The 19,350-nt window shown below is 65.8% G+C and carries 18 protein-coding genes; 11 read left to right on the top strand and 7 right to left on the bottom strand.

The features are described 5' to 3' along the window. Positions 1 to 24 precede the first annotated feature (24 nt). Genes KPL76_RS02260 through pip form a run of 3 tightly spaced genes read left to right on the top strand, consistent with a single transcriptional unit; the run spans position 25 to position 2,256 of the window. Entirely contained in the window at positions 25 to 849 is an 825-nt protein-coding gene (locus KPL76_RS02260; RefSeq protein WP_305803667.1) for a response regulator transcription factor, read from the top strand. A gap of 55 nt (positions 850 to 904) precedes the next feature. After that, complete coding sequence (locus KPL76_RS02255) at positions 905 to 1,243, top strand: hypothetical protein (RefSeq protein WP_216334809.1); 339 nt, start codon at positions 905 to 907, stop codon at positions 1,241 to 1,243. A gap of 50 nt (positions 1,244 to 1,293) precedes the next feature. Continuing rightward, a complete protein-coding gene (pip, locus tag KPL76_RS02250; protein ID WP_216334807.1) occupies positions 1,294 to 2,256 on the top strand; it encodes a prolyl aminopeptidase in 963 nt (320 codons plus the stop codon). On the opposite strand, the gene KPL76_RS02245 is transcribed toward pip, so the two are convergent. From KPL76_RS02245 to KPL76_RS02235, 3 genes are all read right to left on the bottom strand, one after another. Then, positions 2,248 to 3,246, bottom strand: coding sequence for an EamA family transporter (locus tag KPL76_RS02245; protein ID WP_216334805.1), 999 nt, complete (start codon positions 3,244 to 3,246; stop codon positions 2,248 to 2,250). The genes pip and KPL76_RS02245 overlap by 9 nt on opposite strands. 79 nt (positions 3,247 to 3,325) lie before the next feature. Continuing rightward, a complete protein-coding gene (locus KPL76_RS02240) occupies positions 3,326 to 4,975 on the bottom strand; it encodes an MFS transporter (protein WP_216335928.1) in 1,650 nt (549 codons plus the stop codon). Positions 4,976 to 5,063: 88 nt separating this feature from the next. Then, the gene (locus tag KPL76_RS02235; RefSeq protein ID WP_216334804.1) at positions 5,064 to 5,867 is read right to left on the bottom strand and encodes a tryptophan-rich sensory protein; all 804 of its coding nucleotides are present in this window, start codon (positions 5,865 to 5,867) and stop codon (positions 5,064 to 5,066) included. Between the two features lie 162 nt (positions 5,868 to 6,029). On the opposite strand from KPL76_RS02235, the gene KPL76_RS02230 reads away from it, so the two are divergent. Genes KPL76_RS02230 through KPL76_RS02210 form a run of 5 tightly spaced genes read left to right on the top strand, consistent with a single transcriptional unit; the run spans position 6,030 to position 12,527 of the window. Continuing rightward, positions 6,030 to 6,719, top strand: a complete 690-nt coding sequence (locus KPL76_RS02230; RefSeq protein WP_216334802.1) for a response regulator transcription factor — start codon at positions 6,030 to 6,032, stop codon at positions 6,717 to 6,719. Beyond that, positions 6,716 to 8,191 (top strand): cell wall metabolism sensor histidine kinase WalK, encoded by a 1,476-nt coding sequence (locus KPL76_RS02225; RefSeq protein WP_216334801.1) that lies wholly within the window; start codon positions 6,716 to 6,718, stop codon positions 8,189 to 8,191. The genes KPL76_RS02230 and KPL76_RS02225 overlap by 4 nt, the downstream gene beginning before the upstream one ends. 11 nt (positions 8,192 to 8,202) lie before the next feature. After that, positions 8,203 to 8,877 carry a DedA family protein gene (locus KPL76_RS02220; protein WP_253202120.1) on the top strand — a complete coding sequence of 225 codons (675 nt, stop codon included), beginning with the start codon at positions 8,203 to 8,205 and terminating at the stop codon, positions 8,875 to 8,877. A 21-nt stretch (positions 8,878 to 8,898) separates the two neighbouring features. After that, a complete protein-coding gene (locus KPL76_RS02215) occupies positions 8,899 to 10,245 on the top strand; it encodes an aminotransferase class III-fold pyridoxal phosphate-dependent enzyme (protein ID WP_216334796.1) in 1,347 nt (448 codons plus the stop codon). 8 nt (positions 10,246 to 10,253) lie between these two features. Then, positions 10,254 to 12,527, top strand: a complete 2,274-nt coding sequence (locus tag KPL76_RS02210; protein ID WP_216334795.1) for a bifunctional diguanylate cyclase/phosphodiesterase — start codon at positions 10,254 to 10,256, stop codon at positions 12,525 to 12,527. A 42-nt stretch (positions 12,528 to 12,569) separates the two neighbouring features. On the opposite strand, the gene KPL76_RS02205 is transcribed toward KPL76_RS02210, so the two are convergent. Beyond that, the gene (locus KPL76_RS02205; protein ID WP_253202119.1) at positions 12,570 to 13,796 is read right to left on the bottom strand and encodes an LCP family protein; all 1,227 of its coding nucleotides are present in this window, start codon (positions 13,794 to 13,796) and stop codon (positions 12,570 to 12,572) included. Between the two features lie 77 nt (positions 13,797 to 13,873). Next, positions 13,874 to 14,707, bottom strand: a complete 834-nt coding sequence (locus KPL76_RS02200; RefSeq protein WP_253202118.1) for a DeoR/GlpR family DNA-binding transcription regulator — start codon at positions 14,705 to 14,707, stop codon at positions 13,874 to 13,876. Positions 14,708 to 14,838: 131 nt separating this feature from the next. Here KPL76_RS02200 and galT point away from each other — a divergent pair, with 131 nt between their 5' ends. The 3 genes from galT to galE are packed head-to-tail and all read left to right on the top strand — an operon-like array spanning position 14,839 to position 18,174. Continuing rightward, positions 14,839 to 15,951 carry a galactose-1-phosphate uridylyltransferase gene (gene galT / locus KPL76_RS02195; RefSeq protein ID WP_216335924.1) on the top strand — a complete coding sequence of 371 codons (1,113 nt, stop codon included), beginning with the start codon at positions 14,839 to 14,841 and terminating at the stop codon, positions 15,949 to 15,951. After that, positions 15,944 to 17,215: a galactokinase gene (gene galK / locus KPL76_RS02190; protein WP_216334792.1), complete on the top strand. Its 1,272-nt coding sequence runs from the start codon at positions 15,944 to 15,946 to the stop codon at positions 17,213 to 17,215. Before galT ends, galK begins: the two co-directional genes overlap by 8 nt. After that, entirely contained in the window at positions 17,212 to 18,174 is a 963-nt protein-coding gene (gene galE / locus KPL76_RS02185) for a UDP-glucose 4-epimerase GalE (RefSeq protein ID WP_216334791.1), read from the top strand. Before galK ends, galE begins: the two co-directional genes overlap by 4 nt. 16 nt (positions 18,175 to 18,190) lie before the next feature. On the opposite strand, the gene KPL76_RS02180 is transcribed toward galE, so the two are convergent. Next, on the bottom strand, positions 18,191 to 18,808 hold the full coding sequence (locus KPL76_RS02180) for a hypothetical protein (RefSeq protein WP_216334789.1): 618 nt from the start codon (positions 18,806 to 18,808) through the stop codon (positions 18,191 to 18,193). A 9-nt stretch (positions 18,809 to 18,817) separates the two neighbouring features. Beyond that, a complete protein-coding gene (locus KPL76_RS02175) occupies positions 18,818 to 19,273 on the bottom strand; it encodes a ubiquinol-cytochrome c reductase iron-sulfur subunit (protein ID WP_216334787.1) in 456 nt (151 codons plus the stop codon). Positions 19,274 to 19,350 lie beyond the last annotated feature (77 nt).

Genomic DNA, 19,350 nt, shown 5'->3' with positions numbered 1-19,350 from the left:
GATGCAGAAGGAGTGTGGGGCGCAATGATGGCGAGCGACGCGCGCCCGGTCATCCGGATCGTGCTGGTCGATGACCAGCCACTGCTTCGCCTCGGGTTTCGGCTCGTGCTCGATGCCGAACCGGGTTTCGAGGTGGTGGGCGAGGCCGAAGATGGCGCGTCGGGGATCGCCGTTGCTGCTGAGCTGCTACCGGACATCATCCTGATGGATGTGCGGATGCCCGGGATGAACGGCATCGAGGCAACCAAGGTACTCGTGCGTGATGTCCCGTCGAGCAGGATTCTCATTCTGACGACGTTCGATCTCGACGAGTACGCGTTCTCTGCGCTGCGCGCCGGAGCGAGCGGGTTCCTGTTGAAGGATGCGCGCCCGGCCGAGCTCGTCGCCGCGATACGGGCGGTCGCCGCGGGCGATGCTGTCGTCTCACCGCGTGTCACGAAGCAGCTGCTCGACCTGTTCGGCTCGAAGCTGCCCGTCGCAGACAGTGACGCTGGCTCGCCGGCCGAGATGCCCAAGGGTCGAGAGCCAACAGCAGTGCTGCGGGGCTCCACCGCTGGCACCACTGTGAGTTCAGGAGTCGGGGCTGGCGACGAGCGCCCGGTCACGGCTGTTGCCGATGAGCTGCGCCTCGGCACACTCACCGACAGGGAGCGGGAGGTGTTGCTGGCGATCGCCGGTGGTCTCACCAACATCGAGATCGCGGCACGACTGACGGTCTCCGAGTCTACGGTGAAGTCGCACGTGGGTCGGGTCCTGGCCAAGCTCGAGGCACGGGACCGCGTACAGGCCGTCATTCTCGCCTACGAATTCGGATTGACCAGCGATTCGTCCGCGCCTCATAACCCGTGAAGTAGGCGCGCGCAATGCCCTTGAATTGAGTGCCGGGGCAGACGAGGCTGTAGGCATGAAACGGATTTCGTACAGCGGCGGGTCATTTCTCACTTCAGACGCTGTGGCCGACGCGCTCGCGCACTTCGTTGCGGCGCTCGGTTCGAGTCACCGGGCTGAGGCATTGGAGGTGCCGGTGGTCAGGGACAACGGGGAGACAGGCGTTGTGCAGATGGTGATCGGGCCGGCGAGCGAGTTGGTGAGCACGACCGTCGAATCGCCGTTCGCCGAACCGGAGTCGGCCGCGGCTGTGCAGAACATGCTCCAGAAGACGAACGCTCTCGGCCGACCCAGACCGATCGCCGAATCGCAGTCAGAGGCGACAGCGATGGGGTTCGACTACGACGAGGTCTGATGGTGTCGCGCCGTTAGGCGGGAGGGTCGTGGGCGTCCTAGGCTCGAACCATGCGACAGATGTATCCCGAAATCGAACCAGACGAGATCGGCTTCCTGCCGGTCGGTGACGGCCAGGAGCTCTACTGGGAGACATCGGGAAACCCAGCTGGCAAACCGGTGGTCTTCCTGCACGGTGGGCCGGGTGGGGGCACCAGCCCCGCGCACCGGCGCCTGTTCGACCCCGAACGGTATCGCATCGTTCTCTTCGACCAGCGCGGCTGCGGCCTGAGCCTGCCGCATGCCAGCGAGTCCTCCGCCCACCTCGCTGCCAACACCACCTGGCACCTCGTGAGCGACATCGAGAAGCTACGCACGCACCTCGGCATCGACAAGTGGCAGGTCTTCGGCGGCTCGTGGGGGAGCACACTGGCCCTTGCCTACGCCGAGACCCACCCCGACCGGGTGAGCGAGCTGGTGCTTCGCGGCATCTTCACCCTGCGCAAGGCCGAACTCGACTGGTTCTACGAAGGCGGGGCACGGATGATCGTTCCCGACCTCTGGCAGAAGTTCCTCGAGCCCGTTGCCCACGCCGAACGGCACCACCTCATTCGCGCCTACCACGAGCTTCTGGCAGACCCCGACCCGGGCATCCATGGCCCCGCGGCCGTCGCGTGGTCGACCTGGGAGGCGTCGACCATCACCCTGTTGCCGCGTGAAGAGCTCATCAGGCGTTTTGCAGAGCCCGCCTATGCCCTGGCGTTCGCCCGGATCGAGAACCACTACTTCGTCAATGAGGGGTGGCTCGACGAAGGCCAGCTGATCGCGAATGCAGGGGTGCTCCGGCAGATTCCGGGAGCGATCGTGCAGGGTAGGTATGACCTCTGCACCCCAGCGGTGACAGCCTGGGACCTGCATGAGGCCTGGCCCGAAGCATCGTTCACCATGGTGCCCGACGCGGGCCACGCCTTTGACGAGCCGGGTATTCTCGACGCGCTGATCGAGGCGACGGATCGCTTCGCCGAATCACCGTGACGGGCTGGCCCTGACTCTCGGCTGGGGTGACAGCGCGAGAACGGCGAGGCCTGCAGCGAGCAGAACCAGGCCGGCCGCGATCGACACCGTGAACTGCTCGTGCAACACGACCAGCCCGAGCACGGTGGCGGTGAGGGGTTCGACGAGTGTGAGGGTCGATGCCTGGGATGCGGGCACGCCCCGGAGCCCCCTGGCGAAGAGCGTGTACGCGAGGGCGGTTGTGACCACGGCCAGCCATGCTGCGGTCAGGCCGCCGCTCGGCGTCGCCAGCCACGCGAGGTCCGAACCGAGCAGCACCGGCGTCATGATGACCGCGGCAGCTCCGAAGGTCGTGCCCATCGTGGCCGCCGGGGTCCAACCGAGGTCGAGCAGGGCCTTGCTGCTCAGGGCATAGAGCGCGTAGGAGACACCCGCGCCGAGCGACGCGACAATGCCGAGCGCGGTGATGGTGCTGGGGGTCGAGGCGCCCGACCCGAAGAGCAGAGCGAAGGCTCCCGAGAGGGTGGCGACGCCAAGCGCCGCGATGGCCGTCGCTAGGGCCCATCGCATCCCGGGCGCACGCCGACGCACGAGCCATTCGAGCAGGCCCGTGATCACGGGTGCCGAGCCGAGGGCGACCAGAGTGCCCACCGCGACGCCGTTCTGGCTCGTACCGGTGAAGAACGTGGGCTGGTAGGCGGCGACCCCGACGGCACCGACGGCCACGAGCATCCATTCGACTGGGCGCACGGCGTGCAGGCGCGCGAGAAGGCTGGTACGAGCCTGAAGCTGGGCGGTGGAGCCTGGTCGAGAGCGAGCACCTGATCGTGCGGCGAACAGTGCGAACAGGGCGAGCAGGGCGCCCCCGAAGACGATGCGGGCTGCCCCGAGCGAGACTGCGCTGGCTGCCGGGGCTCCGAGGGCCTGCGCCGTGCCCGTTGTTCCGAAACAGACGGCCGCACCGATGATCAGAATGGCGGATGCCCGGCCTCTGCCCGATGGTGACGTCACACCAGATTCTGGCACAGGTCGCCTGAACCGAGCTCAGCTCTCAATGAGCCCAGTTCTCAACGAGCACAAAGGCGGCTGCTCAGAGCGCGCGGCGGGGTTCCTCTTCGCTGGGCTCGGAATCGTCACTCTCGATTCGCTCTGGCGTACGCTTCGGCGACGTTCGGGGGGCTCCGCCCAGCGACAGGGTCGCAAGAAAGCCGATGGCAAGGAATCCCGCTGCAGTGAACGCGGCGTACTTCGTGCCGTCGCTGAAAGCCACCTTGGCGGCTTCTGCCACTGCCGCCGTCTCCGGTGAGGCGGCAAGCGCGCTGATCGACGAACCCGCACTGTCGACCACGCTCGACACGAGGGCGGTTCGCTGGGCCTCCGGCACGCCCTGGTCGCTCAGCTGGGAATCGAGAGCGGCGCCCGTCGCGGTGAACAACACCGTGCCGAGAATGGCGATACCGAGCGCAGACCCGATCTGGCGGGCGGTGGACTGGGTACCGGAGCCTTGCCCGCTCTGCTCGACGGGAACATCGCGGAGCACGACACCGGTGAGCTGTGCGGTGGCGAGGCCCACGCCGAACCCGTAGACGAAGAGGAAGGGCACCAGCAGGCCCCACGGAGTCGTGGAGGAGATCACGAAGCCGATGCTGGCGACACCGATGATCTCGGCCACGAGCCCGATCCGCACGATCGTGACGGGGGAGACCTTGTTGCCGAATGCGCCGGCGAACCCGCTGGCGACGAACGAGCCGATGGCCAGCGCCAGAATGATGAAACCTGTTTGCAGGGCGTCGTACCCCAGCACGTTCTGCAGCCAGAGGGGCAGCGACAGAATGATGCCGAATTCGCCGAGTGAGACGATCATCGCCGCGATGTTGCCGTTGCGGAAGGAGGGGATCGCGAACAGGTCGAAGGCGAGCATCGTGCTCTTGCCGGCACGCTGCCGACGACGGCCCCAGACCACGAACAACACGCCGGAGACCACGGAGATCGCGAACACCATCGGGATCGGCGACAGTGCATACGGCCAGGTGTAATTTCCGATCACGGGCGCATGGTTGGTGAGCCACCAACCATAGGTGCGGCCTTCGATCAGACCGAAGACCAGCGTGGCACTCGCAACCACAGACAGAACAGCGCCAACGACATCCACCCGACGAGTCGAGCCTTCGTCACGCGATTCGCGCACGAAGACGAGCACGCCCACGATCACGATGATGCCGAGGGGAATGTTGATTCCGAAGGCCCAGCGCCACGAGAAGTAGGTGGTGAGCCAGCCACCGAGCAGCGGGCCGACCGCAGTCATTCCACCGATCGTCGAACCCCAGATGGCGAAGGCCAGGGCGCGTTCTCTACCCCGGAAGTTGGCGTTGATGAGGGAGAGTGTCGTGGGCAGCACCATGGCGCCACCGACACCCTGAACGACCCGCGCCGCGATGAGGAGTTCACCTGTCTGTGCTGCCGCGGCGAAGATGGATGCGATGGCGAAGATGGCCACACCGAGGATCAGCAGGCGACGGCGGCCGTACCGGTCGGCGAGCGTGCCGAAGACCAGCAGAAGGGCCGCAAAGACGAGGGTGTACGACTCCTGGACCCACTGAACCTGCGTAGACGTGATGCCGAGGTCCGAGATGATCGAGGGGATGGCGACATTGACGATGGTCGAGTCGACGATGATGAGCGAGACGCCGATGCTGATGAAGACCAGCCCGGCCCAGCGGGCGCGAGCAGTCTGGGCAATGTTATTCACGCGCCTAGTATTTCACTTACCTAGATAAATCGCCAACCGAATGAGCGATTCTGCGAGCAGCAGAATTGACGATCCCGTGTCAGCGACGGGGCAGCCCAGCCGATCTCGCCCGGAGTCGAGCCACGATGGTTGCGATGATGACGACGGCAGCCGCTACAAGGGCGGCTATCGCTACAGGCGTGGAGGGAAGGGTTCCGGTGAGCCGGCACACCGCCACCCAGACGATTCCCCAGGTGAGCGAGAACATCGGGGCAAGCCTCCCTCTGCCGTAGACAGCGAGCAGCACGCCCACCAGGCCGGCAACCGCGACGACGGCCACTCCCCACACCTCAGCAGGCAGTCCCCACCCGGTGAATCCCGCCTGCTGCAGCCAAGCGGTCAGATTGGCTGCGGTCGCGATGCTCACCCATCCGAGGTAGAGGCCGACAGTGCCGTCGAGAACGATCGTCTCGATGACTGTTCGGGGACGGGAACGCAGTGTCATGGCGAAGGCGTAACAGAGTGAGGCGAGAAGCATCACGATCACCAGCGCGCTGAGAGCCAGGTAGCCCGCCTGCACGCTCAGGATCCAGGCAGCGTTCAGAATGAGCGTCACAGCAATGGGGTAGCCGAGAGCCCGCTGCCGAGCATCCGTCTTCTGGGCGGGAAGAAGTTGCCAGAACGCGTACGCGACCAGGCCGAGGTAGATGACGCTCCAGATGGCGAACGCCCCTCCGGCGGGGGCGACGAGCGTGGAGTCCGCGCCGAGTGCTCCTCCAGCGGCTTCGGCGATGGGGGTTCCCCCTGCTGCCCCCGAGCCCACGAAGGCACCCACGACGGCGATGACTGCGCTGGAAACGACGACACTCTGGCGCACGGTGTCTCTCAGTGTCGGTGAACTCATGCTTCAACCGTAACCGCCGCGAGCTGCGGAGGAGAGGCGGGCCCGCAGATCGATCTGTAGGGAGAGTTTCACGGCAGTCTGAGAATCCGCACACTTTCGGAAGACGCTCGGGAAGCGAATGTGCGGGCGTGCGAGCATGATGCTCAGGGAAGGGAGCATCGCGTGCGACTGCTGGTTGTCGAAGACGAAGAAGAGATGGGCCGTTTGATCGCCCGGGGGCTCGAGGCGGAGGGCTACGAGGTCGACGTCACGGACAACGGCGTTGATGCTCTCATCAAGGCGGGATCGGTGTCGTACGTCGCCGCACTCGTCGACGTCATGCTGCCGGGAATGTCGGGCTTCGAGTTCTGCCGGCATCTGCGCTCGCAGGCGAGCACCCTGCCGATTCTGCTGCTGACGGCACGGGATGCTGTGGACGACCGCGTACGGGGCCTCGACGCCGGTGCCGATGACTACCTCACGAAGCCGTTTGCCTTCGCCGAACTGACGGCGCGCATCCGTGCGCTCGTGAGGCGTGAAACGGCAACACCGAAGCTCTCTGTGAGGGTGGGGCAGCTCGTCATCGACAACCAGACGCGCCGGGCCGTGATCGCAGGCACGAGCCTTGCCCTCAGTCCGAAGGAATTCGAACTGCTGAGGCTGCTGGCACTGCGACAGGGCCAGGTGCTCACCCGGGCGGAGATTCTCACCGAGGTCTGGGGCAAGAGCGAGAACATCGATGCCAACGTCGTCGATCAGTACGTGAGCTACCTGCGACGCAAGATCGACCCGCTGGGTTCGGGTATCTCGATCATCACGCGGCGGGGAATCGGTTACGGGCTCGGCGTCGACGAGCTGGCAGGCAGCGTGTGACAGAGGCCTCCGGCCCCGTCGTTCGCAGGGCCCCCCGGATTCTTCGCCGACTCTCGATTCGCGCCAGGCTCACGGTCGGCGCGCTGATCATCGCCGGCGTGTTCTTCGCAGGAACAGCCTTCGCCGTTCACCAGCAGGTCGAAGCGATTCTCACCAACTCCTCGATTCTGCTCCTGCAGAATGACTCCTCCCTGTTCGAAGAACAGATCACCGATGGCAAAGACGCTGACCTCGACCGCCCGGGCCAGGGCCAGCTGGTCGCCGTGATCGACCCGACAGGAACCGTGCGCCTGTCGACGTTCCCCGCTGAACTCGAGCCGATGCTCAGTTCGCTGGCCTCCGCGGGCACGGCCCCTCAGAACGTGCACACCACTGCCGCCGACTATCTCGTGCTCGCCCACACGGTGACTGCGCCCAACGGCCAGTGGAAGGTTGTCGCCGCCCGTAACGAGGGCGCATCCCGGCTCTCGCTCGACTCGCTGACCCGCGCGCTCACGGTCGGCCTCATTGTGCTCACCCTGCTCTTCGGTCTCGGATCGTGGGTCCTGGCTTCGGCGGCTCTCAGGCCGGTCTCTGCGATGCGGCGAACCGCAGAGGAGCTGAGAGCGGCTGATCGCCTGGTATCGGCCGGCTCCGGCTCCCACAAGGCCGAACTTTTGCCGGTCGGGCCCGCTCACGATGAGCTCTCTGAACTGGCGACCACCCTCAATGCGCTGATCGAGCAGCTTCGAGCATCGGCAGACCGTGAAAAACAGCTGGTCTCCGACGCAAGCCATGAACTGCGTACACCCCTGGCGATCCTCCAGGCCCAGCTCGAACTCGCCCACCTCAGTGCTGGAGACCCGGATGCCCTGCTCAGCGAGATCGAATCCGCCGAGCTCACTGTCAAACGCCTCTCGCAGCTCGCCGCAGGTCTCCTCGAACTGACTCACATCGAAGCGGCACAGCAGCACGATTCGACGCCGGTCACCGAGATGGCCGACGAGATCGTCGATGCAGTTGCCCGGGCCGCGCTGCTCTCTGGCGATTCTGGAGTCGCCGTGACCTCGTCGACTGCGGGGAACATCGTCGGCACCATGGGCAGGGTGGGGCTGTCGCCGCACAACTTCGGCCGCGTCATCGACAACCTGGTGACCAACGCCGTTGCAGCGTCAACCCGGCCGGGCTCCGAGCAAACAGGGGAACGGTCGGTCGAGGTGCTGCTGAGTCTCCCGACCGACGCGAGACTGAGGCTCGAAGTGCGCGACGACGGCCCCGGGATGGCGCCGGAGTTCGTGCACCTGGCGCTTGATCGGTTCGCCAGGGAAGACAGCTCGCGCGCCGCCCGTGGGCGATCATCCGGTGCTGGTCTCGGCCTGTCGATCGTGGCAGCACTCGTGTCGTCTGCAGGAGGGACTGTTAGCATAACGAACCGACTGCCGCGGGGGCTCAGCGTGGTCGTGGAACTGCCCGTTGCAGAAGAGCTGTCGTAAGGATGAGTGCTGTGTTTTCTGAAGTGGTGGTGAGCGGCGCGGCCGTTCTGGCCGGTATCAACCCGATCAACCCCGAGTCGATCATCTCGGGTGCAGGCCCGTGGGCCCTCGTCGTTGTCTGTGCCATCGTGTTCGCAGAGACGGGCCTGCTGATCGGCTTCGTACTGCCCGGCGACACCCTGCTGTTCTTCACCGGACTGCTGACCTACACCGGCGTGATCTCTGCACCGCTGTGGCTCGTGCTGCTGGCCGTCTCTGTGTCGGCCGTGCTGGGCGACCAGCTGGGGTACTTCATCGGCTATCGGACGGGCCCGCGAATATTCGAGCGAAAAGACACGGGGCTCTTCAGTAAGAAGAACGTGGCCAGAACGCAGCAGTTCTTCGACAAGTACGGCGGAGCCGCCGTGATTCTCGCGCGGTTCGTCGCTGTGGTGCGCACTTTCGCTCCTGTCGCAGCCGGTGTGGGCAAGATGCACTACCTGAGGTTTCTCGCCTTCAACGCGATCGGTGCAGTCGCCTGGGCGTTCAGCGTGATTCTGCTCGGCTACCTTCTGGGCCACGTACCCGGCGTCGCCGACTTCGTCACGCAGTACATCGACGTGGTCATCGTCGGAATCGTCGTGATCTCGCTCGGTACTGTGCTGGTGCAGGTGCTGCGGTCACGGCGCAAGCAGGGCGAATCCTGATCGAGAGCATAAGCTCGGGGTATGGTTTCTTCTCCCTTCACCGTCTCCCAGGAGCGCAAGCTCGTCACTGAGCTGCCCGGCCCGAAATCGAGAGAACTGCACGCGCGTCGACTCAAGACGGTGTCGCGCGGTGCGGGCACCCTCGTCGACATCTACATGGACCATGGTTCAGGCGCGATCCTGGTCGACGTCGATGGCAACCAGATCATCGACCTGGGCTGCGGGATCGGCGTGACGACCATCGGGCACGCGCATCCGGCCGTTGCGGCCGCTGCGGCTGCCCAGGCCAACAAGCTCACCCACACCCTGTTCACCGTGACGCCGTACGAGAACTACCTTCGAGTCGCAGAGAAGCTCGCTGAGATCACGCCCGGCGACTTCGAGAAGCGGTCGATTCTCGTGAACTCGGGCGCAGAAGCGGTCGAGAACGCCGTCAAGATCGCTCGCAAGTTCACCGGCCGACGCGCCATCGCGACCCTCGACCACGCTTTTCACGGCCGCACGAACCTGACGATGGCGATGACCTACCGCCCTTGGCCCGAGCGCGCGGGCATGGGGCCGTTCCCCGGTGAGATCTACAGTGTTCCGACCAGCTACCCCTTCCGCGACCCCGAGGGCATGACGGGTGTCGAAGCCGCCGAGCGCACCATCGACTACATCAATACCCACATCGGGGCGACGGAGCTCGCCGCGTTCTTCGTCGAACCGATCCAGGGCGACGGCGGCATCGTCATTCCCGCCCCCGGTTTCTTCGAGACGATGAGCGCGTTCTGCACAGAGAACGGCATCGTCTTCGTCTCTGACGAGATCCAGGCCGGTATCGCCAGAACCGGTGCCTGGTACGCCATCGAGCACAGCGGAGTGGTGCCCGACCTGGTCACGAGCGCCAAGGGCATCGCCGGCGGCTTTCCGCTAGCGGCGGTGACCGGTCGAGCAGAGATCATGGATGCTGTGCAGCCCGGTGGCATCGGTGGCACCTTCGGTGGCAACCCCGTGTCGACGGCCGCAGCGCTCGCTGTGTTCGAGACGATCGAGTCCGACGGGCTGATTGCCGAGGCGCAACGTGTCGAGCGTGCCTTCTTCGCGCGGATCGGCGATTGGGCCGAACGCTTCAGCGTCGTCGGCGAGGTTCGCGGAAAGGGCGCGATGATCGGGGTCGAACTGGTTCTCCCCGGTACCAGAAAACCCAATCCAGAGGCACTGACAGCGATAATCAAACACGCCACCACGAACGGAGTCATCGTTCTCGACGCAGGCAGCTGGGACAGCGTGCTGCGGTTCCTGCCGAGCGTGGTGATCAGTGAAGAGCTCATCGACGATGCAGCCACGGTGATCGAAGAAGTGCTCACTCTCCTCGAGAACGCCTGAGTCTCCTCATGCGGGGCGCGGAACGACGGGCCAGCAGGGGGTCACTGCTGGCCGCCCTGCGCGTCGCCGTTCGCGACTGGAGACACGGTGACGAAGATGCTTCGCTGTCAGCGGCTGCCGCGCAGAACGACGAAAGCGCAGCCCCCGTACCTGCAGTCCCGGTACCTACTTCCGATGCGCCCACGGTCGCAGCGGCCCCCGTCACGTCGCCCGCCGACGAGAGTGAGCTGCAACTGAGCGTACTGCTCGACCAGCTTCCCGACACCATTCTCTTCATCGTCGACGAAAACCTGCGTTACCGGGTCGCTGCGGGAGCCGGTAGGCGCGGGCAGGGCGTGCTCGACTGGGAGGGCAAGACCCTCTATGAGGTATCGAGCCCCGAGAACATCGTGATTCTCGAGCGCGCCTACCGGGCTGCCCTTGCTGGCACCCGCACGGTCGTGCGCATCACTTCGACCGTGACGCATCGTGAGAATGAGGTCATTGCGGCACCATTCACCCGTGGCGAGCACCCGGAAGCCCTCGTCGTGGCCCGGGATCTCACCGAGATCCGCGGCCGCGAGATGGCGCTGAGGCTGGTCACCCAGCAGTTCGAGCAACTGGTGCTGGCTTCGCCGACGGGGATCGCACTCGCAGACCCCGAGGGCCGGATCTCGCTGGTGAACGACGCCTTCTGCGCTCTGTTCGATGCCGAGGCAGAGTCGCTCATCGACACGTCGGCCGTTGAGCTGCTGCCCCTGCCTCCCGTGCCTGGAGCGGCTTCGCCCGGTGACGGCTGGGTGGAGCAGCTCATCCACTCCCCGTCGGGGCTTCGTACCGACGACATCGAACTGCCGGGGCCCACTGTCATGGACGAGACCCGACGCGCCGTCGTCAGTGCGGTCGTGCTGCGCGACGGCTCGGGCGAGGCGACGTCGGTGCTCATCAACGCGTACGACACGAGTGAACAGCACCGCTACCACGAGCACATGGCCTACATCTCGTCGCACGACACCCTCACCGGCCTCATGAACCGGGCCGCCTTCGAGCGCCGTCTCGACGAGCACCTGGCCTCGTGCCGCGACAGCGAAGATTGTGGCGCCGTACTGGTCGTCGACGTCGACAACTTTCGCGACATCAACGAGCAGTTGGGTCACCGTGCTGGTGACGACTTCATTGTGGCACTCGCCGGCATGATCTCCCGCTGGGTGCGATCGACGGATGCTGTCGCCCGCCTCGGTGCTGACGAGTTCGCCGTTCTGCTCACCGAAGGCGACCACACCCAAGTGGAGGCAGCGGTCAACTCGCTTGTCGCCCAGGTGCGCGACGGTTTTCGCGGTCTGGAGCAGGCCGAGGCGGTCGGGCTCGCGCGCCGGGTCACGGCGAGCGTCGGTGCCGTCGCAGTGGTGAGCGAGGGCACAACTGCGGCCGATCTCCTCTCCGATGCCGACTTGGCCATGTTCCACGCCAAGCAGCATGGGCGAAACGGGTACAGCTTTCTGGAGCCATCAGAAGTGCTCGCGGCGAGGGCGTCGAACCAGATCAACTGGACGGCGAAGATCCTCGCGGCCATAGAGAGTGACCAGCTTGTGCTTCATGCCCAGCCGATCCTCAACCTGAAGTCGAAGAAGATCACCTCCCTCGAGTTGCTCGTGAGAATGATCGACGACGACGGGAGCCTGATCTCCCCTGCCCCGTTCATCTCCGTAGCCGAGCAGTCGGGGCTCGCCGTGATGCTCGACGAATGGGTCGTCGCCCACGCGATCAGCTGCCTCGGCAGGCTGCAGAAGATCGATCCGACGATCACCGTGCATGTCAATCTGTCAGGGCGATCGGTCGGTGACCTCGCTTTCGCCGATTTCATCGCTGCCCGTCTCGCCGAAGCCGGTGTTGATGCCTCTGGCCTGGTGCTCGAGCTCACCGAGACGGCGGCGGTGAGCAACATCGACAGTGCACAGGCCTTCATGCGCACCCTCACGGCGCTCGGCTGTGTGTTCGCGCTCGACGACTTCGGGGTGGGTTACGGCTCGTTCTACTACCTGAAGCACCTGCCGTTCGGAATTGTGAAGCTCGACGGCGAGTTCGTCTCCGGCAGCGAGCGGGACCCGCTCGACCTGCTCGTCATGTCGTCGCTCGTCTCGGTCGGCAAGGGCCTCGGCATGGTGACCATCGCCGAATTCGTCGAAGACGAGGGCTCGTTGGTGCTTCTCGAGTCGCTCGGTGTCGACGGCGCGCAGGGGTTCCACATCGGTCGCCCCGCACCGCTCGAACACTACTTTCCGCAGCTGAGCGTCGCCGTCTAAGGCCCCCGCCCCGTCGCGCGCCCGGCACGATCGCGCGGCGTGTCAGTTGCCGAAGGCGTTCGCGCAGGTCTGTTCGGCGGCCGTCTGGCCCGTGACCCCATCGATGACGTTGCTCGTGGGAGCCGGGGTGGGTACACCTGAGGCTCCCGGCGTTTCGGTCGCAGTGGGCAGCGGTGTGTCTGTCTGGACCGGGGTCGACACAACAGAGGACCCGGGTCCTGTCGAGTCCGCATTGAGCGTGAACGGCTCATCGGCCTTGATCTTCGCGAACAGCTCGTCGGCGACGTCGGTCGTCGGCACGACCTTGCCGGGGTAATCGGCATCGCCGGTCGTTCCCGGGTACTGCACGAAGACGAGCTTGGCGAGGTCGACGTCTTTCAGCGCCAGCGCCAGCGACACCATCGAATCGAGGCTCGCCAATGTGGTCGAGAGCTTGATGTTCTGGGCCGCCGCCTGCGCCAGCCCATAGAGCTTGGTCACGTCGGTGAGGGTGTTCGCGCTCTTCAGCGTACGCACGAGCGAGGAGAGGTACTGCTGCTGCGACGAGATACGGGCCAGGTCGCTGCCGTCGCCGACGCCGTGCCGGGTGCGCAGGAACGCCAGCGCTGTTCCGCCGGAGATCGTGTTCGTTCCGGCCGGCAGGTCGAGGCCCGAGTCGGTGTCTTTGATGGGTTCTGCGAGACACACTGGCACCCCGCCGACGGCATTCGTCATCTCAATCACGCCGTTGAACGAGATGAGCCCCGCGTACGGGATGGTCAGACCGGTGAGATTCTCGATCGTGGTCTTGATACAGGCCAGCCCGCCGCGTTCATACCCCGTGTTGAGTGCTTCGTTGTAGGTCGCGTCGTAAGCGGTGCCGGTACTGGGGTCTGTGCAGGCCGGATGATCGACGATCAGGTCCCGCGGAAAGCTGACCACGACCCCGCTCTTCTGGTCGGCAGACACGTGCAGCAGAATGTTCACGTCGTTGAGGGTGGCGTCGCGCTCACCGAAGGAATTGCCCTGGCTGGCGTCGTTGTCTGTTCCCACGATCAGTACGTTGAACCCGCCGACGAACGCACCGACGTGTGCTTCGGCGGGGGCGCCCGAGCTGCCCCCGATGTCGATCGAGTTCGCCGAGACCTGCGTGGCGATGCTGGTCACGGCGATGGCAGCAACAGAAGCGCCACTGACGAGAACGACTGCGACAGCAATCGCCAAAAACTTCACGAGAGTGCTGGCGGCGCCGAGGCGGCCCCGTTCTGCGTGCTTGATCGGTGGAGCCATTGGAGCATCATACCCGCAGCCCTTCTGGCAGCCTGGTGTGAGGGCTCTGTTGTGAAGGGGCCCGTGTGAATCAGTTGTCAGAATCGAGCGGCGCTCTCCGCGTCGGTGATGAGGAGCAACCCGGCCGTTCCGAGGCTGGCGAGCCTGTCATCCATTTCGGTGCCCGACAGTGCAACGCCCTCGACGGCCAGAGTCCCCGGGGTGGGTGCGCCGGTGATGAGGGCGTCGAACTCTGCGACGTCACCGATCGTACCGAGGTGCACCTGGCCGAGCTTGCTCACATCGGCGACGATGACGGCCCGGGCGGCCGATTCGAGCATGCGGCGCTTGACCTGGGCCTCCGGCAGGTTCACGTTGGTCACGCCCTGCTCGGCATCGACGCCGTTGCACCCGATGAAGGCGAGATCGACGTGCAGGCCACTCAGAACCGGTGAGACCAGAGGCTCTACCAGCGAGTGCTGCAGGGGCCGCAGAGTGCCTCCGGTGACGATGACCGTGAAGCGCGGGATGGCCGGCTCGAGCGCGAGCGCAATGCTGAGCCCGTTCGTGATGATCACAACGTCGCTGAGGTCTGGCCGAGCGACGAGCGCATGAGCTACCGCCAGGGCCGTAGAACCCACGTCGAGCAGAACGCTCTGGCCCGTGCGCACCAGACTGGCCGCCAGTTCGCCGATGAGCTGTTTGTCGGCAGCAGCAGCCTCGATGGCCTGTTCGAAGCTCGGCTCCTGCACGAGCTGGCGCTGACGGATGACCGCGCCACCGTGCACCCGGCGAATCGCCTGCTGCGCGTCGAGGGCGTCGAGGTCGGTTCGAATCGTCACGTCAGACACCCCGAAGGTGTCGCTGAGTTCGCCGACTCTGGCGAATCCGCGCTCGTCGATCACCGCGAGCATCTGTTCTCGACGAGCCACCGCAGAATGCTGTACTTTAGATTTCGAAAGCATTCTGCAATTGTATTTGCGAAAACGAAAGTGTGGCTCATTTGCGCGGCTCAGACGAGAATCTCCCCGGCCCTCCCGCCGGTGAGGTCGAAAGACTCTCGATGGTGGATGGTTCGCCCATCGTCAAACGCCCGTATTCCCTCGCCGACGGCCGGGAACTCATCTACTACGACGACGCCGACACGCTTCTCCCGCCTGAGCGAGCTGCCGACGAACGCCTGCTCGACCCGCGCCCACCCGTCGCGGAGATGCGCCAGGACGCGCTGACGGGGGAGTGGATCTCCATTGCCGCCGCCCGCAACAATCGCGTCTTCCTCCCGCCGGCGAACCTCGATCCTCTCGCACCCCAGGCCCCCGACAACCCGTCGGAGGTGCCGAGCCTCTACGACGTCGCGGTGTTCGAGAACCGCTCGCCGTCGTTCGGGCCCGAGCTTCTCGGCGCGGGCGAGGCACCCGTGCGAGACGACCACTCGATCGGGCTCGGCAAGAGCCGGGCATCCATCGGCCGCTGCGAGGTCGTGTGCTTCAGCCCCGAGCGCGAGGGCTCTTTCGGGTCGTTGCCGACGTCGCGCGCCCGAACGGTGATCGAGGCCTGGGCCGACCGCACCGCCGTACTGCAGGCCATGCCGGGCATCGAGCAGGTCTTCCCCTTCGAGAACCGCGGTGAGCAGGTGGGAGTCACGCTGCACCACCCGCACGGCCAGATCTACTCGTACCCGTTCGTCTCGCCTCGCACGCAAAGGCTCATCGCCTCGATCGACGACTACGGCCCGACGCTCTTCGCCGACATTCTGGCCAGCGAGCAGGCAGGCGACCGGATGATCGTGCAGGGCGAGCACTGGAGCGCCTTCGTTCCCTTCGCCGCACGCTGGCCGATCGAAGTGCATATTCTGCCGCACCGCCAGATTCCCGACCTCGCGTCGACCACTCCGGCCGAACGTGACGAGCTCGCTGTGCTGTACCCGCGCGTTCTGCGCGCTTTCGATGGTCTCTACGACACGCCGACGCCCTACATCGCGGGGTGGCACCAGGCCCCGGTGAGTTCGCATCGCGATGACATCCGCCTCATGATGCAGATCACCTCGCCGCGTCGCGCCGCAGACCGCCTCAAGTTCCTGGCCGGCTCCGAATCGGCCATGGGGGCGTTCATCGGTGACGTGCGCCCCGAGGTCACCGCCCACAACCTTCGAGAGAGTTTTGCCGCCCATGAGTGACCCCATCGACCCGAATCGTGATGCTGAGCAGACCAGCGACGCGCAGACAATCGCGGCGCAGACGACCGCCGCGCTGACAACCGAGTTCGAGCGCCTCCACGGCCAGCCGGCCGACGGCGTCTGGTCCGCGCCGGGCAGAGTGAACCTGATCGGTGAGCACACCGACTACAACGAGGGCTTCGTGCTGCCGTTCGCCATCGATCGGAGGGCGTATGTGGCGCTTGCGGCCCGTGCTGACGGGCTGGCCCGCGTCTCGTCGACGTTCTCAGACGACATCGTCGAGTGTGCGCTCACCGAACTCTCACCCGGCGTGCTTGCCGGGTGGTCGGCGTACCCGCTGGGCGTGGCGTGGGCCCTGCTTTCGGCGGCGGTCGAGGGGCAGAAGCCCCGCACGCCCGAATCGCTGCCGGGGTTCTCGCTGCACATCCACTCCGAGGTGCCGATCGGCGCAGGGCTCTCGTCGTCTGCTGCGATCGAATGCGCCACAGCGGTTGCCCTCAATGAGTTCTGGCAGTTGAGTGAGGCGCCGGCCAGGCTCGCACGCATCGGGCAGATCGCCGAGAACCAGGCCGTCGGTGCTCCCACAGGAATCATGGACCAGTCCGCCTCGATGCTCGGTCACGCCGACGCAGCGGTCTTCCTCGACTGCCGCAGCATGCAGACGGCCACGATTCCGCTCGGGCTCGCCGCGAACGACTTCGAGATCCTCGTGATCGACACCAAGGTCAGCCACGATCATGCGACGGGTGGCTATGCGGATCGCCGGGCATCCTGCGAGCTCGCAGCGGCGACGATGGGCGTGCACTCGCTCAGGGAGCTGACCCCGGCAGACCTGCCGCGCATGCGCGAGGCGCTCGACGAGGTCACCTTTCGCAGGGCCCGGCACATTGTCACAGAGAACGAACGGGTGCAGGAGACGGCGAGGCTTCTGCGCACAGAGGGCCCCCAGGCGATCGGGGCGCTTCTGGACGCCTCACACGTCTCGATGCGCGACGACTTCGAGATCTCGGTCGCCGAGCTGAACCTGGCGGTGGAGGTCTCGCAGCGCTCCGGGGCGATCGGCGCCCGGATGACCGGCGGCGGTTTCGGCGGATCAGCGCTCGCACTCATTCCCCGCACGCTCCGTGAATCTCTCGAAGCCGATATTCTCGAAGCATTCCGGGCAGAGGGGTTCGCCCGGCCCGACCTGTTCATCGTGCAGCCCTCTGAGGGTGCGACCATGACCGGAGCCCACGCGTCAACTGGAGAGGGAGCATCCGAATGACCTGGATCGTCACCGGAGGGGCCGGCTACATCGGCTCGCACGTCGCTCGGGCGTTTCTCGAGAACGGTATCGACGTTGTCGTCATCGATGACCTCTCGAGCGGTCGCACAGAATTCGTGCCTGAGGGCGCAGTGCTCGAGCAGGGTTCGCTCGTCGATCGGGCCTTCGTCGACCAGGTCTTCGCGCGGCACCAGGTGAGCGGCGTCGTTCACCTGGCCGGCTTCAAGTACGCCGGTGTGTCGGTGACGCGCCCGTTGCACACCTACACGCAGAACGTCACCGCCACGGTCAACCTGCTCGAGGCGATGGCGGCCACCGGTGTCGAATCGATCGTGTTCTCCTCGAGTGCCGCGGTCTACGGAAACACCCCGGTCGCCTTCGTGACCGAGGAGACCGCAACGAACCCCGAATCGCCGTATGGCGAGACCAAGCTCATCGGCGAGTGGATGATCGCCGACCAGGCCAGGGCGACCGGCCTCCGGCACACCAGCCTGCGGTACTTCAACGTCGTCGGTTCGGCAACGCCGACGGTCAGCGACACCAGCCCGCACAACCTCTTCCCGCTGGTCTTTAGGGCGCTTCTCGCGGGCGAGACCCCGAAGATCTTCGGTGACACCTATCCCACCCCCGACGGAACCTGTGTTCGCGACTATGTGCACGTCGCCGATGTCGCCGCGGCGCATGTCGCTGCCGCACGCAAGCTCGATGCCGGTGTGCCCCTCGAGCGTGCCTACAACCTCGGCAGCGGGTCGGGCAGCTCTGTTCGCGAGATCATGACCGAGATGGCTGGAGTGACCGGCATCGCCTTCACTCCCGAGGTCATGCCCGCCCGACCGGGTGACCCGGCACGCATTGTCGCTTCAGGCGAGCTGGCATCGCGCGATGTCGACTGGGCGCCCCGCCACACTCTCCGCGACATGATCTCCTCCGGCTGGGAGGCGGCGACCCACTCGGCGTGAGCCCTCGGCGTCACCTCTACTTCGGTGTCTCGCTGAACGAGCCCGTCCAGATGGCCGCCGCACCCGACTCGCCGATCTGCACGACCCTGATCGTCGTCGCCGTGCCGAGCGCGAGTGCGAGCACCATGAACACGACCGAGACCACCAGTGATGCCCGCCGGCTCACCCGGCCGGCGAATCGGCCTGCGGGCCGCGCTGCACGGGGTGAAGAGTCGGCAGGCGTCGTTTCGGCGACCACGAACGGGTCGCGCTCGTCAGGTACGGCGAGGTTGCGCGTCGGGGGCTCCGGCTGGCTGGGAGGGGCGGCGAATGAGCGATACCAGACCCAGATCGCGGTCGCCAGAACGAACTGGCCGAATGCCCAGGGTACGAGGGTGTCGCCGATGGCGGCATGCGCGGTGATGAGCGGCGTGGGGTTCACCCGGGCGAGCAGCCACTCACCGGCATTGGTGGCAAGCGGCACGCTCGCGAGCCCGACGAAGGTCACCAGCGGGGTGATGAATGTCAGCTTGCGCCGGAATGCCGGCCACACTGCCCCGAGAAAGGTCATGATGGCGCCGAGGGGCACCACGATGACCACCACGTGCACGAGCAGGATGTGGAGGGGGAGACCGTTGATCTCGTAGGGCAGCATGAAGGTACTCTAACCGGCGACGATGGCGTCGCCGGCGACCTTCACCGCAACGACGCTGAGCCCCTTCTGTGCGGGGCCGTGGGTGACGTTGCCCGTCGCGAGGTCGAAGGTCGAGCCGTGGCAGGGGCACGCGAAGTCACTTGACGCGAACGCCACGGCGCAGCCCTGGTGTGGGCAGACCGAACTGAAGGCGACGACCTTGCCGGCGCTGGGCTGGGCCACCAGGATGTCCTGCCCGCCGAACGAGATGCTCTTCGCCTGGCCGACCGGCACATCGGCGAGCTTGGCGATCTCGCCGGCGCTCCCCGAACCTGCCGACGCTGCCGGTGTCGAAGCTGTGCCGCCAGCCGCCCCGGTCGAGGTGGTGGGGGCGCAGGCCGAGAGGGCGAGCGCGCTCGCGCCGAGCATGCCGACGCTCCCCGCTGTGAGAACAACTCGGCGGGTGACGGGGGTGTTTTCAGACATGAGGCTCCTTCTTCGGCTGCGGAATTGTCATACTGCTACTGGTACCTACGAAACGCTGGCTCATTCGGTTCACCGCC

It is taken from the genome of Subtercola sp. PAMC28395 (assembly GCF_018889995.1).
Classification (GTDB): domain Bacteria; phylum Actinomycetota; class Actinomycetes; order Actinomycetales; family Microbacteriaceae; genus Subtercola.
The sequence above is the reverse complement of the archived record's forward strand: the minus strand, read 5'-3'. Positions and strand labels throughout refer to the sequence as shown.